Annotated in this window: 10 protein-coding genes; 4 read left to right on the forward strand and 6 right to left on the reverse strand. The window is 69.8% G+C overall.

Translation table 11 applies throughout. The features are described from left to right. Positions 1-120: 120 nt before the first annotated feature. Entirely contained in the window at positions 121-3,255 is a 3,135-nt protein-coding gene (locus ACQEV2_RS38965; protein WP_433052857.1) for a family 78 glycoside hydrolase catalytic domain, read from the forward strand. Here the strand turns inward: ACQEV2_RS38965 and ACQEV2_RS38970 are convergent. The 6 genes from ACQEV2_RS38970 to rhaI form a co-directional block, all read right to left on the reverse strand. After that, the gene (locus ACQEV2_RS38970) at positions 3,228-3,914 is read right to left on the reverse strand and encodes a LutC/YkgG family protein (RefSeq protein WP_433052860.1); all 687 of its coding nucleotides are present in this window, start codon (positions 3,912-3,914) and stop codon (positions 3,228-3,230) included. The two genes, ACQEV2_RS38965 and ACQEV2_RS38970, sit on opposite strands and share 28 nt — an antisense overlap. Continuing rightward, positions 3,911-5,389 carry a LutB/LldF family L-lactate oxidation iron-sulfur protein gene (locus ACQEV2_RS38975; RefSeq protein ID WP_433052863.1) on the reverse strand — a complete coding sequence of 493 codons (1,479 nt, stop codon included), beginning with the start codon at positions 5,387-5,389 and terminating at the stop codon, positions 3,911-3,913. The genes ACQEV2_RS38970 and ACQEV2_RS38975 overlap by 4 nt, the downstream gene beginning before the upstream one ends. Continuing rightward, on the reverse strand, positions 5,386-6,141 hold the full coding sequence (locus tag ACQEV2_RS38980) for a (Fe-S)-binding protein (protein WP_433052866.1): 756 nt from the start codon (positions 6,139-6,141) through the stop codon (positions 5,386-5,388). The genes ACQEV2_RS38975 and ACQEV2_RS38980 overlap by 4 nt, the downstream gene beginning before the upstream one ends. A 122-nt stretch (positions 6,142-6,263) precedes the next feature. After that, entirely contained in the window at positions 6,264-7,715 is a 1,452-nt protein-coding gene (locus ACQEV2_RS38985; protein WP_433055130.1) for a rhamnulokinase, read from the reverse strand. A gap of 8 nt (positions 7,716-7,723) precedes the next feature. Beyond that, entirely contained in the window at positions 7,724-9,763 is a 2,040-nt protein-coding gene (locus ACQEV2_RS38990; protein WP_433052869.1) for a bifunctional aldolase/short-chain dehydrogenase, read from the reverse strand. A 113-nt stretch (positions 9,764-9,876) separates the two neighbouring features. Then, the gene (gene rhaI / locus ACQEV2_RS38995) at positions 9,877-11,037 is read right to left on the reverse strand and encodes an L-rhamnose isomerase (protein WP_433052872.1); all 1,161 of its coding nucleotides are present in this window, start codon (positions 11,035-11,037) and stop codon (positions 9,877-9,879) included. A 283-nt stretch (positions 11,038-11,320) separates the two neighbouring features. Between rhaI and ACQEV2_RS39000 the strand changes: the two genes are divergently transcribed. The 3 genes from ACQEV2_RS39000 to ACQEV2_RS39010 are packed head-to-tail and all read left to right on the forward strand — an operon-like array spanning position 11,321 to position 14,854. After that, entirely contained in the window at positions 11,321-12,838 is a 1,518-nt protein-coding gene (locus ACQEV2_RS39000) for a sugar ABC transporter ATP-binding protein (protein ID WP_433052875.1), read from the forward strand. Then, positions 12,835-13,875 carry an ABC transporter permease gene (locus ACQEV2_RS39005; RefSeq protein ID WP_433052878.1) on the forward strand — a complete coding sequence of 347 codons (1,041 nt, stop codon included), beginning with the start codon at positions 12,835-12,837 and terminating at the stop codon, positions 13,873-13,875. Before ACQEV2_RS39000 ends, ACQEV2_RS39005 begins: the two co-directional genes overlap by 4 nt. Beyond that, the gene (locus ACQEV2_RS39010) at positions 13,868-14,854 is read left to right on the forward strand and encodes an ABC transporter permease (RefSeq protein WP_433052881.1); all 987 of its coding nucleotides are present in this window, start codon (positions 13,868-13,870) and stop codon (positions 14,852-14,854) included. Before ACQEV2_RS39005 ends, ACQEV2_RS39010 begins: the two co-directional genes overlap by 8 nt. Positions 14,855-14,945 lie beyond the last annotated feature (91 nt).

Here is a 14,945-nt window from a genome sequence, read left to right on the forward strand (position 1 = left end):
TTGGAATCTGCGGGGTATTCGTCCTGATCGAGCCATGGACACTTGTCACTACTGCCACTAGCTTCAACCGTCGTTCGAGCTGAATCGTTCCAACTCTGAGCAGTCGAAAGGGACTACGGCATGAACGACGGAGTCGACAGCACGAAGGGCGACGGCAACGGCGGCGTGCGCCGAAGGACGCTGTTCACCACGGCACTCGGCGCCGCACCGCTGGCCATGGCGGGCGGGATCGCGAGAGGCGGGCCCGCGGCGGCCGCACCGACCGCGCACCGCACGGCCGTCGAGGGCCTGACGGTCGAGCACAGAACGAACCCGCTCGGCGTGGACGCCACCCACCCGAGGTTCGGCTGGCGCATGGCGTCCTCGGTACGAGGCCGCCGCCAGTCGGCGTACCGGATCCTGGTGGCGACCGCATCCGACCGCCTGACCCCCTCCCGGGCGGACGTCTGGAACAGCGGCCGCGTCACCTCACCCGACTCGGTCGCCGTGCGCTACGCGGGCCCCGCCCTGCACGCCGCCACCCGCTACCACTGGACGGTGACGGCCTGGGACGAGACCGGCCGCGCGATCCCCGCCGCCCCGACCGCCCACTTCGAGACCGGCCTGCTCAGTACCGACGGCAGCACAGGCTGGAACGGCGCCCGGTGGATCACCATGGCGGGCAAGCAACCCAACACCCCCGGCGCCCCTCTGCTACGCCGACAGGCCCGGCTCACAGGCCGTCAAGTGCGCGACGCCCGCCTCTACATCTCCGCCCTGGGCGTGTACGACGCCTACGTCAACGGCCACCGGGTCACCGTGCCACAGGGCGAGGGAACCACCCTCGAGCTGCTGACGCCGGGCTGGACCAACTACGACACCACCGTCAACTACTTCACCTACGACGTCACGGACCTGGTCGCGGGGGAGTGGCACGAAGGGCACATCACCCTCGCGGCCGTCCTCGGCAACGGCTGGTACAACGGCCGTATCTCCGACAACAGCACCTACTACTCGGCCGACGGCAACCGCCTGGCCCTCAAGGCCAAGCTCCTCGTCCGGCACGCCGACGGATCCGAGCAGACGATCGTCACCGCACCCGGCGACGACTGGAAGGCCACGGACACCGGCCCCTACCGCGCCGACGACATCTACGACGGCCAGACCTACGACGCCCGCCGCGAGCTCCCGGGCTGGACGGCGAACGGATTCGACACGTCCGGCTGGGCCGGTGTGACCGAGCACGACTTCACCTCCAGGTTCCCCGACGCGAAACTGGTCGCCTATCCCGGCGAGAGCGCCCGCCTGATGCCGGACTGGGACCGCAGGCCACGCTCCATCACCGTCTACACCGGCGTCACGGGCCAGAAGGGCAGCCCGAACGGCAAGGGCCGCATCGTCGTCGACCCCGCCCGCACGATCACCGACCCGCCGGCCGCGGCCACCGCCGCCGTGACCCTGCGCCCCGGCGACACCGCCGTGATCGACCTCGGCCAGAACATGGTCGGCGTCCCCCGCTACACCCTGCGCGGCCCGGCAGGCGCCCAAGTCGCCTTCAAACCCGGCGAGATGCTCAACGACGACAGTGCGGGCGCCGACGGCCCCGTCGGCTCGGTCTACCGCGCCAACCTCCGCTCCGCCAAGGCCACCAGCACCTACATCCTCAAGGGCGCCCCCGACGGCGAGACACACCAGGACTCGCTGACCTTCTACGGCTTCCGCTACGTCTCCGTCACCACCACCGACACGGTCACCCTCACCGAGTTCACCGGCAAGGTCGCCACCTCCGCCCTCCGCGACATCGGCACCATCACCACCGACGACGCCGACGTCAACCAGCTCATCAGCAACGTCCGTTGGGGCCAGCGCGGCAACTACCTGTGGGTCCCCACCGACTGCCCCCAACGCGACGAACGCTGCGGCTGGACCGGCGACACCCAGCTCTTCTCCCAGACCGGCCTCTACAACGCCGACGCGGTGAACTTCCTCAGCCACTTCCAGGACACCCTTATCGACTCGCAGCGCACCTACGGCGCGGACGCAGCCCAGTTCACCTGGATCGCACCCGGCGCCCGCTACAACCAGCCGATCCCGGCGAGCGGTTGGGCCGACTGCGGGGTGGTCGTGCCCTGGACGGTGTGGCAGATGTCCGGCGACACCACCGTCGTCGACCGCAGCTGGGCCGCGATGACCAAGTACATGGACTGGATCCGGCAGCGCACCGGTGACACCTACGCCGGACAGGGCGCGATCTTCGGCGACTGGCTGGCCTTCCAGGACACCAGCACCCAGCTCATCAGCGACGTCTACTACGGCTACAGCGCCCGCCTCATGGCGGACATGGCCCGCGCCACCGGCCGCGACGCCGAGTCCCGCACCTACGACGAGCTCTTCGCCCGCATCAAGCGGGCCTTCATCACCAAGTACCTCGTCACCGACCCCACCACGGGCGAGGTCACCGTCCGCTCCAGCCTGGGCGAGGCACCGCCGTGGATCGGCGGCAAGCCCGAGGACAACAGCCAGACGGCCCTGCTCTGGGTCCTCAAGCTCCGCCTCTACGACACCGAGGCCCAGCGCCGCCGCCTCGTCGACCTGCTCGCCGAGAACATCGGCAACGACGAGGCCTACAAGGAGGCCCACCCCGACAGCACGCGCGTGAAGTACGCCGAGAACACCCTCTCCGTCGGCTTCCTCGGCGTGAACGTCCTCGCACCCGTCCTCACCGACGAGGGCCGCGTCGACCTGGCGTACAAGCTGCTGCACCAGGACGCCATGCCGTCCTGGCTGTACTCGGTGCGCAACGGCGCCACCACGATCTGGGAGCGCTGGAACTCGTACTCGAAGGAGGACGGCTTCGGCCCGGTCGACATGAACTCGTTCAACCACTACTCCTACGGCGCGATCATGGAGTGGATGTACGAAGGCATGGCCGGCATCGCCAAGGACCCGGCCCACCCCGGCTTCCGGCACTTCTTCCTCAGGCCGCACCTCGACGCGACCGGCAAGGTCACACGGGTGGCCGGGTCGCATCTCTCGCCGTACGGCGAGATCGTCAGCGAGTGGAAGGCGGACGGCCGCAAGCTCACCTACCGGGCCGCGGTGCCAGCGAACACGACCGCGACCCTCCGCATCCCCACCACCGACCCGTCGACGGTCCGCGAAGGCAGGACCCCCCTGTCCCGGGTCGACGGCGTCGAGTACCTGGGCTTCACGGAGGGCACCGCCTCCTACCGACTCCCGTCCGGCCGCTACGAGGTGACGTCCGCGCTCGCCTGACCGTCCTGATCGTCCACCAGCACCACCTCAAGGGTGCGCGGACCGTGCACCCCCTCGACCCGGTCCAGCTCGATGTCGCTGGTCGCCGACGGACCGGAGATCCATGTCAACGGGCGGGCCGGGTCGAGGCGTTCAAGGGCCTGCGGGACGGAGGAGACGACCTGGTCCGGGACCCGTACGACACAGATGTGGTGGTCGGGGACGAGGGTGATGCGGCGACGGCCCTGGTCGGGAGAGCCGTCCAGGACGATGGTGCCGGTCTCGGCGATGGCGACCGCACACGCCGTGACCACGCTGTCGACCTGGTCCAGTTCGTGCGGGGTGCTCTCCGCCCGGTCCGCGATCCGCTCGGCGTCGCTCGCCGCGAGCCACTCCACCTCCAGGCCCGGCGGCACGAGCACCGTCTTCGAGCCGCGCGCGGCGAGCATCCCGGCGATGGTGGCGGGCAGATCGGCCTCGGTGCAGCGGTGCACGATCGCCCGGTAGTCCGCCAGGTTCTCGGCCAGCAGATCGACCGTCTCCGCGACACTCCGCGATCCGTGCTCCCGCAGATAGTCCCGAGGAACCGCCTGCTCGTACGGCGTGTCGTCCTGCCGTACATCCGGTACGTCGGCGAGGGCGCGCCGCACCCGGCCCAGAATCCGTTCCCTGCTGCTCACTTGGCGCCGTCCTTCCCGCCGTTCGTCCGCTGCCACCAGTCCCGGAACGGCTCCTTGGGCACGGTCGGCAGATCACGGGTCTCGCTCCACGCCTTGCCCGGCCCCGGGAGGGACCGTGGATGCAGTCGGCGGGTGCGCGAGGCGAGCCGCTGCCCCGCGCGCAGGGCGGCCGGGTGGCTGAACGCCCAGCGCGCCGCCCGCATCGCGGCCCGCTCGGCGGCATGCCCCTTCGCGGGCTTCAGCACCACCTTGTTGCCCCGCGCGGTCACTTGACCGCCCTCCACGACCCGTTCCCGCAGATGCACGAGCACCTCGGGGATGTCGATGGCCACCGGGCAGACGTCGTAGCAGGCGCCGCACAGCGACGACGCGTACGGCAGCGAGGCGTCGATCTCGCTCGTCACGCCCCGGAGTTGAGGGCTGAGGATGGCGCCGATCGGCCCCGGATAGACCGAGCCGTACGCGTGCCCGCCGGCCCGCTCGTACACCGGGCACACGTTCAGGCACGCCGAGCAGCGGATGCAGCGCAGGGCCTGGCGGCCGACCTCGTCGGCGAGGGTGTCGGTACGGCCGTTGTCGAGGAGGACCAGGTGGAAGTTCTGCGGCCCGTCCCCGTCGGTCGTACCGGTCCAGGTGGTGGTGTACGGATTCATGCGCTCGGCGGTCGAGGAGCGGGGGAGCGTCTGGAGGAACACCTCCAGGTCCTGCCAGGTCGGCACGATCTTCTCGATGCCGACGACCGAGATCAGCGTCTCGGGGAGGGTCAGGCACATCCGCCCGTTGCCCTCGGACTCCACGACCACCAGCGTGCCGGTCTCGGCGACCATGAAGTTGGCGCCGGAGATGCCGACCTTGGCCCGCAGGAACTTCTCGCGGAGGTGGAGTCGGGCCGCCTCGGCGAGTTCGGCGGGTGTGTCCGTCAGACCCTCGGGCGCCGGACGGCCCCACTCGCTCATCTCCTTGCGGAAGATGTCCCGGATCTCGCCCCGGTTGCGGTGGATCGCCGGGACGAGGATGTGCGAGGGCCGGTCCTTGCCCAACTGCACGATCAGCTCGGCGAGGTCGGTCTCGTAGGCGCGGATGCCCTCCGCTTCGAGGGCCTCGTTGAGCCCGATCTCCTGCGTGGCCATCGACTTGACCTTGACCACCTCCGACTCACCGGTCGCCTTGACCAGGTCGGCCACGATCCGGTTGGCCTCGTCGGCGTCGGCGGCCCAGTGGACGGTGCCGCCCGCCGCCGTCACCGACTCCTCCAACTGCACGAGACAGCGGTCGAGGTGACGCAGCGTGTGGTCCTTGATCCGCTTCCCGGCCTCGCGCAGTGCCGCCCAGTCCGACACTTCCGCGACGGCCTTCGCCCGCTTGGCGCGGATGGTGTGCGTGGCGTGGCGGAGGTTGCCGCGCAGGGTCGCGTCGTGCACGGCCTCGTGCGCGGCCTTCGGAAACGCCGGCATCCCGACGAACGTCCCACTCATACCGCCGGCTCCTCCTCCGTGCTCGCCAGGATCTCCGCGATGTGCACAGGCCGCATGCCCGTACTGAGCCGGGCCATGGTCCCGCCGATGTGCATCAGACAGGAGTTGTCGGCCGCGCACAGCACCTCGGCGCCCGTCGCCTCGGCATTGCGCACCTTGTCCGCGCCCATGGCCGCCGAGACATCGGAGTTCTTCAGCGCGAAGGTGCCACCGAACCCGCAGCACTCCTCGGCCCCCGGCAGCTCGACCAACTCCAGCCCCTTGACGGCCTGGAGGAGCCGCCGGGGCCGGTCGCCGAGGCCGAGCCCGCGCAGCCCGTGACAGGTCGGGTGGTACGTCACCTTGTGCGGGTAGTAGGCACCCACGTCCGTCACGCCCAGCACATCCACCAGGAACTCCGTGAGCTCGTACGTCTTCGGCACCACCGGCGCGAGAGTCGCCGCGAGCGTGTCGCCACGCCCCTCGGCCCGCGCCCGCTCACCCATCCGCGGATACAGCTCCCGCACCATCGCCCCGCACGAACCGGACGGCGTGACGATCGCCTCGTACTCCCCGAAGACATCGGAGAAATGCCGGGCGAGCGGCTCGGCCTCGTGCCGGTATCCGGTGTTGTAGTGCGCCTGCCCGCAACAGGTCTGCGCCATCGGGAAGTCGACCTCGACGCCCAGCCTGGTCAGCAGTTTCACCACGGCGCGCCCGGTGTCCGGATAGAGCGTGTCGTTGACACAGGTCAGGAACAGGGCGACACGCATCGCGGCTCCTTGTGATCGATCATCGGATGAGTGCAGCGTAGTGCGGGCGGGCGGCCCGGGGGAGACCCCGCTCACCGTCGGGTGAGGTTCACCGTGCGGTGAGGTTCACCATGCCGTGAGATTCACCGTCGGGTGAGCCGGGCCTCCGCCTCGTCCCAGCGTGCCGCGTCCCCCCGCGGCTCGTACCGCGTCAATGGCTGCGTACGGGTGAGCAGGCGCCGCCCGTCGGCGAGGTCGCCGACCAGCCCGTGGGCCCGGGCCTGGACGAGGACGTTCCCGAGGGCGGCGGCCTCGGTCGGGCCGGCCACCACCGGCAGCCCACAGGCGTCGGCGGTCAGCTGGCACAGCAGGGCGTTGCGGGTCCCCCCGCCGACGACATGCACGACGTCGACGGGATGGTCGGCCAGCCGCTGCGCGTCCGCGATCGCCCTGCGGTGCGCGAGGGCGAGTGAGTCGAGGATGCAGCGCGTGATCTCGGGGGGCGACTCGGGCACCGGCTGGCCCGACGCCCGGCACGCCTCGGCGATCCGCTCCGGCATCCGCCCTGGCGCCAGGAACGCCGCGTCCCCCGCGTCCACGACCGACCGCAGCGCCGGCACCTTGGACGCGTCGAGCAGCAGCCCGCCCAGGTCAGGGCCTCCCCAGGCCCGTACGCACTCCTGGAGCAGCCACAACCCCATGATGTTCCGCAGATACCGGACCGTGCCGTCCAGTCCCAGCTCATTGGTGAAATTGGCGGCCCGGCTCTCCTCGGTCAGCACCGGCGCGTCCAGCTCCAGTCCCGCCAGCGACCAGGTCCCGGTGCAGATGTACGCGAACCGCTCGCCGTCCGCCGGGACCGCGGCCACGGCGGAGGCGGTGTCGTGCGATCCGACCGCCGTCACCGGCACGGGACCGGCGAGCCCGGTCTCCTCCAGCACCTCGTCGCGCAGCGGCCCCGCGGGATCGCCGGGTCGCCGGAGCGGAGCGAACAGGTCCAGGTCGATGCCCAGCCGGGAGGCGATGCCGTACGACCACTCGCGCGTCCGGGGATCGATGAGCTGGGTGGTGGAGGCGTTGGTGAGCTCGGTGCCCTGCTCGCCGGTGAGCCAGTACGTCAGCAGGTCGGGGATCAGCAACAGCCGCCGGGCGTGGGCCAGTTGCTGTGTCTCACGGGCGGCCGTCAGCTGGTAGAGGGTGTTGAAGGGGGCGTACTGCAAGCCCGTCGCCGCGTACAGTTCGGCGGCCGGTACGGTCGCCCACACCTTCTCCGCGATGCCCTCGGTACGGGAGTCCCGGTAGTGCACGGGGTTGCCCAGCAGCGCCCCGTCGGCGTCCAGCAGGCCGTAGTCCACGGCCCAGCTGTCGATGCCGACGGAGTCTAGCCGTCCACCGCAGTGGGCACCGGCTGCCTTGAGCCCGTCCAGGACACCCGCGTACAGCGAGAGCACGTCCCAGCGCAGACCTTCCGGCACCCGAACGGGCCGGTTCGGGAAGCGGTGCGCCTCACTCAGCACCAGCGAGTCCGGGCCGACACGGCCGACCATGACACGCCCGCTGGACGCGCCGAGGTCGACCGCGGCGTACGACTTCACGGCCGCGCTCACCGCAGGAAGGCGGCCGCGACGCCGGCGTCGACCGGGATGTGCAGCCCGGTGGTGTGGGTGAGGTCCCCGCCGGTCAGCGCGAAGACGGCATTGGCGACATGCTCCGGGAGCACCTCGCGCTTGAGGATGGTCCGCTGGGCGTAGAACTCGCCGAGCTTCTCCTCCTCGACCCCGTACACGGCGGCGCGCTGGGCACCCCACCCACCGGCGAAGATCCCCGACCCGCGCACGACTCCGTCCGGGTTGACCCCGTTGACACGGACGCCGTGCTCGCCGAGCTCGGCGGCCAGCAGCCGTACCTGATGGGCCTGGTCGGCCTTGGTCGCCGAGTAGGCGATGTTGTTGGGCCCGGCGAAGACGGCGTTCTTGGAGGCGATGTAGACGATGTCGCCGCCCAGCTCCTGCGCGATCATCACGCGCGCCGCTTCCCTCGACACGAGGAAGGAACCGCGCGCCATGATGTCGTGCTGGAGGTCCCAGTCCTTGGCAGAGGTCTCCAGCAGCGGCTTGGAGATGGAGATCCCGGCGTTGTTGACGACGAGGTCAACCCCGCCGAAGGCCAGCACGGCCGCCTTGAAGGCGTCGGCTATCTGCTCCTCGGAGGTGACGTCGACCGTCACGGCGACGGCCTTGTCGGGCCCGCCGAGCTCCTCGGCGACGACCTGGGCGTTGTCACCGTTGAGGTCGGCCACGACCACACAGGCACCCTCGCCGACGAGCCGATGCGCGATGGCCTTCCCGATCCCGCTTCCGGCACCGGTCACCAGGGCCACCCGGGTCGCCAGCGGCTTCGGCTTCGGCATCCGCTGAAGCTTGGCCTCCTCGAGCGCCCAGTACTCGATCCGGAACTTCTCGGACTCCTCGATCGGCGCGTACGTGGACACAGCCTCCGCCCCGCGCATCACATTGATGGCGTTGACGTAGAACTCACCCGCGACCCGGGCGGTCTGCTTGTCCTTGCCGAAGCTGAACATGCCGACTCCCGGCACGAGCACGATCGCCGGGTCGGCGCCGCGCATGGCGGGGGATTCGGGCAGGGCGTGCCGCCGGTAGTAGGCGGCGTACTCCTCGCGGTACTCGGCGTGCAGCTCCTTGAGCCGGGCGATGGCCTCGTCCAGCGGAGCGGTCGGCGGCAGATCGAGGACGAGCGGCCGCACCTTGGTCCGCAGGAAGTGATCCGGGCACGAGGTGCCGAGCGCGGCGAGCCGCGGGTGCTCGGCCCGCGCGAGGAAGTCGAGCACGATCTCGGAGTCGTTGAAGTGCCCGACCTGGGGCTTGTCCTGAGAGGTGATCGCCCGGATGTACGGCGCCAGGGCGGCGGCCCGCTCCCGACGCTCCCCGTCGGGCAGCGCCTCGTACCCCTCGATGACGGCCCCGAACGGCTCGGCCTTCCCCTTCTCCGCCAGGAACGCCTCGGCGGTCCGGATGATGTGCAGCGAGTTGCGCTCGCACTCCTCGGAGGTGTCACCCCAGGCGGTGATCCCGTGCCCGCCGAGAACGCACCCGACGGCCTGCGGATTGGCGGCCTTCACGGCGGCGATGTCGAGCCCCAGCTGAAACCCGGGCCGCCGCCACGGCACCCACACCACGCTGTCCCCGAAACACTCGGCGGTCAGCTTCTCCCCATCGGCAGCACAGGCGAGCGCGATACCGGAGTCGGGGTGCAGATGATCGACGTGGGCGGCCTCTACGAGCCCGTGCATGGCGGTGTCGATCGAGGGAGCGGCCCCGCCCTTGCCGTGCAGGCAGTAATCGAAGGCGGCGACCATCTCGTCCTCACGCTCGACGCCCGGATAGACGCCGACGAGCGCCCGCATACGGTCCAGCCGCAGCACGGCCAGCCCGCCCTCGGTGAGAGTGCCGAGGTCGCCCCCGGACCCCTTGACCCACATCAGCTCCACGTCACCACCGGTGACGGGGTCGATGTCGGTGCCCTTGGCGGAGGCGTTGCCGCCGGCGTAGTTGGTGTTGCGGGGGTCGGAGCCGAGCCGGTGGGACCGGGCGAGGAGGGCGGCGGCTTCGGGATGGGGAGCCATGATCATTGAGTCCTATCTGAGAGAGGGTGCGGATACGCCCTTAGGGGCGCGGGGAACTGCGCGACCAGCCACAGACGGCCCGCAGTCCGAAGACAACAGAACCCGGCAGACGCTTACGCCCCCCACCCGGCCTGCTGGCCACCAACCCGCTCGGCCACGATCTTCTCGGCCCACCCGGACCGGGCATACGCTGCGATCGGATCGGCATCGAGACCCATCTCCTCGCGCACCTCGGCAAGCAGCGGCCGAACGTCCGTGTTGTACGCATCCATCAGCACGGCATTGGCCCCGAGCACGTCTCCCGACCTCTGCGCCTCACCCAACGCCGACGCATCGACGAGCAGCGCCTTGGCCGTAGCCTCCTGCACGTTCATCACCGACCGGATGATCGCCGGAATCTTCGCCTCGATGTTGTGGCACTGGTCGAGCATGAACGCGACCTCGGACGAGAACCCACCCCCACGCACGACCTCGTACATGATCCGGAACAGCTGGAACGGATCCGCGGCCCCCACCATCAGGTCATCGTCGGCATAGAACCGGGAGTTGAAGTCGAACCCGCCGAGCTTCCCCTCCCTGAGCAGCGTCGCGACGATGAACTCGATGTTGGTGCCGGGAGCGTGATGCCCGGTGTCGACAACGACCTGCGCCTTCTCCCCGAGCTTCAGGCAGTGCGCGTACGCCGTCCCCCAGTCCGGAACGTCCGTCGTGTAGAAGGCCGGCTCGAAGAACTTGTACTCCAGCAGCATCCGCTGCCCGTCCCCGAGCCGCTCGTACACCTCGGCCAGCCCCTCGGCCAGCCGATCCTGCCGCGAGCGCACATCATCCTGACCGGGATAGTTCGTGCCGTCCGCGAACCACAGCTTCAGATCCCGGGACCCCGTGGCGTCCATGATGTCGACGCACTCCAGCAGATGATCGACGGCCTTGCGCCGCACCGCCGCATCCGGATGACAGATGCTGCCCAGCTTGTAGTCGTCGTCCTGGAACGTGTTGGAGTTGATCGCCCCGAGCTGCACGCCCCGCTCCTCGGCGAACTTCGCCAGCGCCGCATAGTCGTCGACCTTGTCCCACGGAATGTGCAGGGCGACGGTGGGCGCGACGCCGGTGAACGCATGCACCTGCGCCGCGTCCTCCAACTTCTCCTGCGGCGTGCGTGGAACGCCCTGCTGGGCGAACACCTTGAACCGCGTCCCCGAGTTCCCGTACGCCCACGACGGCGTTTCGACTGCCTGGGTCTTGAGTGCGGCCTTCACCGCGGCGAGCTCGGTCACTGAGGGCTCCTGTGACGTCGGAACGGAGATCAGACGGAAGTCTTCGGAAAGCGCTTCGCTATGAAACGATTCAAGACGGGAACGTATGAGCCGCCCGGAGGGGTGTCAAGTCCCGCGACCAAGGCTCTTTCTCGTGACTCCGCCGTGACCTTCATTCATCGAAAGATTTTCGACACGGACCCATTGACGTGACATGCGCTCCGTGCCTAACGTCCCGGCAACCAAGTTGAAACCTTTCACGACGCCGAGAGGGCCCTCCCGCCGGCGTCGTCGAGGAGCCCCCATGACCCACCCGTCCACCACGGGTCCGGCCCCGGTTCTTGCGCTGAGGGACATCTCGAAGTCCTTCGGCGCGGTCCGCGCCCTGCGGGACGTCTCCCTGGAGCTGTTTCCCGGGGAGGTGCACGCCCTCGCCGGCGAGAACGGCGCGGGCAAGTCGACCCTGATCAAGACGCTCGCCGGCGTGCACCGGCCCGACGCGGGCCAGGTGCTGCTCGACGGAGCGCCCGTCGTCTTCCACGGCCCCGGTGACGCCCGCGACGCCGGCATCGCCGTGATCTACCAGGAGCCGACCCTCTTCCCCGACCTGTCGATCGCCGAGAACATCTTCATGGGCCGCCAGCCGCGCCGCGCCCTCGGCCGCATCGACCACAAGGCCACCCATGAGGCGACCCTGGCCCTGATGCAGCGCCTCGGCGTCGAGCTCGACCCCGACCGCCCCGCGCGCGGCCTGTCCATCGCCGACCAGCAGATCGTCGAGATCGCCAAGGCGCTCTCCTTCGACGCCCGCGTCCTGATCATGGACGAACCGACCGCCGCCCTCACCGGCAGCGAGGTCGCCCGCCTCTTCGGCGTCGTCCGCACCCTGCGCGAACAGGGCGCCGCCGTCCTGTTCATCTCCCACCGGCTGGAGGAGATCTTCCAGATCTGCCGGCGGGTCACGACGCTGCGCGACGGCGCCTGGATCGCCAGCGAACCGCTGGACGGCATGACCGAGGACGACCTCGTACGCCGCATGGTCGGCCGCGACCTCGACGAGCTGTACCCCAAGCAGGACGTGAAGCCGGGCGAAGTCGCCCTGAGCGTGCGCCGGTTGACCCGCGAGGGCGTCTTCACCGACGTCTCCTTCGACGTACGGCGCGGAGAGATCGTCGGCCTCGCGGGACTCGTCGGCGCGGGCCGCACCGAGGTCGCGCGGGCCGTGTTCGGCATCGACCGCTGGGACGCCGGCGACGTCTCCGTCGACGGCAAGGCCCTGATCAACGGGGCCCCGTCCACCGCCATGGCCTCCGGCCTCGCCCTCGTCCCCGAGGACCGGCGCGCCCAGGGCCTGGTGATGGACATGTCCATCGAGCGCAACATCGGCCTCACCGGACTGCGTACGACCGTCAAGGCCGGCCTGATGGACCGCGGCGCCGAACGCAGCCGCTCCCTCGACTGGGCCGTCAAGCTCCAGGTCAAGTACGCCCGGATCGCCGACGCCGTGTCGACACTGTCCGGCGGCAACCAGCAGAAGGTCGTCCTCGCCAAGTGGCTGGCCACCGGCCCCAAGGTGCTGATCGTCGACGAGCCGACCCGAGGGATCGACGTCGGCACCAAGGCCGAGGTGCACCGGCTGCTCAGCGAGCTGGCCGCCGACGGCGTGGCCGTCCTGATGATCTCCTCCGACCTGCCCGAGATCCTCGGCATGGCCGACCGCGTGCTCGTGATGCACGAGGGCCGCCTCACCGCCGAGATCCCGCGCTCCGAAGCCACCGAGGAAACCGTGATGGCCGCAGCCACCGGGAGGGCCGCTGCATGACGGTGACCACCCCGAACCAAGCCTCCGTCGCCGAGGTGCCCAAGTCCAGCGGCACCCGCCTGGTCGACCGCGTCTTCAAGATGCGCGAGCTCGCCATCCTGGTCGTCTTCGTGGTGATGATCGTCGTCACCCAGCTCGGCAACAGCGAGTTCCTCACCGAGCAGGGCATCAAGGACCTTCTCCTCAATGCGACGATCCTCGTCCTGGTCGCCACGGGCCAGTCCCTGGTGGTGATCACGAGGAACGTCGACCTGTCCGTCGGCTCCACACTCGGCGTCAGCGCCTTCGCCGCAGGCACGTATCTCCAGGGCGGCGGGAACCCGGTCGTCGCCGTGCTCCTCGCGGTCCTGATGGGCATCGGCTTCGGCCTGCTGAACGGCCTCCTCGTCAGCCTCGGCCAGGTGCCCGCGCTCGTGGTGACCCTGGGCACGCTCTACATCATCCGCGGCATCGACTCCATCTGGGTCGGCTCCCGACAGATCACGGCGGCCGACCTCCCGGACGGCTTCGTCGAGTTCGGCTCAGGCGGCATCTCCGCGGTGCCGTGGTCGGCGTTGATCGCCCTCGCCGTCCTGGTGGCGACCGCGTACTACCTCAAGCACTTCGGCAGTGGCCGCGAGCTGTACGCCCTCGGCTCCAACCCGGAGGCCGCGCGCCTCGCCGGCATCCCGGTGCGCAAGCGGATCCTCGCCGCGTACACCTTCTGCGGTGCCCTCGCCGGACTCGCCGGCGCGATGTACCTCGCCCGCTTCGGCAACGTCGACTCCGGCACCGGCAACGGCTACGAACTCACCGTCGTCAGCGCGGTCGTCGTCGGCGGCGTCGTCTTCACCGGCGGCTCCGGCAGCGTCTACGGCGCGGCGCTCGGCGCGCTGCTGCTGACCTCCATCAACAGCGTGCTGCCCGCCCTCGGTGTCAGCTCCGTCTGGGTGCTCGCGATCAACGGCATCCTGCTCCTCCTCGCCATCGCGGTCGACCGGATCGTCGCGGTGCGCGTGGCCTCCGCCCTGAAGAAGAGGAACGCCCGCCATGGCTGACTTCTCCCTGAGCCGAGCGATCCGCTGGGACACGGTCGTCGGTGCGCTTCTGATCGTCGTGCTCCTGCTGTCCTTCGGAACGGTCGATGGTTTCGGAAACGCTCTCAACCTGTCGTTCCTGATCGGAAACACCCTTCCGATCGCTTTGATCGCCCTGCCGATGACACTCCTGGTCGTCTCGGGCGAGATCGATCTCTCGGTCGCTTCCACCGCCGGGCTCTCCGGCGCGGTGATGGGCGCCCTGTGGAACCAGGGCATGACGATCGAAACGATCATTCCGATCTGCCTGCTGCTCGGCGTGGTGTGCGGACTGATCAACGGTCTGCTGGTGACCAAGCTGGGCCTGCCGTCCCTCGCCGTCACCATCGGCACGCTCGCCGCCTATCGGGGCATCGCGCAGATCGTGCTCGGCTCGGACGCGGTGACCGACTTCCCCACCCAGTACCTGGACTTCGCTGCCGGACGCATCGGCGACACCTTCATCCCGTACGCCTTCCTGCCCTTCCTGGTGCTCCTCGCGATCGCCGTGATCGTCCTGCACGCCACCCCGTTCGGCCGGTCGGTCTTCGCGACCGGCGCGAGCGAGGAGGCCGCGAGGTTCGCCGGCATCCGCGTGAAGCGGCAGAAGCTGATCCTGTTCACGGTGACCGGGCTGATGGCCTCGCTCACCGGGATCTTCTGGGCGCTGCACTACGCCAGCGCCCGCTACGACAACGCCACGGGGCTGGAACTCTCCGTCGTGGCCGCCGTGTTGCTCGGTGGGATCGACTTCGACGGCGGCAAGGGCACGTTGGGCGGTGCGATCGCCGGGGTGTTCCTGCTGGGCGCGCTGCAGAACGTCATGAGCCTGCAGGACGTCTCCGCCCAGTCGCAGATCGTCGTCACCGGCGTACTGCTTGTCCTCTCGGTTCTCGGCCCTCGGGTTGCGCGGCAGATCGCCGTCGCGAGAGCGGGTCGTAGAGCGCAAGCGCTGCGCTAGCAAGGCCGTCTTCAACCTGCCGGTCGTCTGTGGCTGGTCGCGCCCACGCGGCGGCGCCGCACACCGATACAGACCCGCGCCCCTTTCGGGG

The sequence above is a fragment of the Streptomyces sp. CA-251387 genome (genome assembly GCF_050936625.1).
GTDB lineage: Bacteria > Actinomycetota > Actinomycetes > Streptomycetales > Streptomycetaceae > Streptomyces.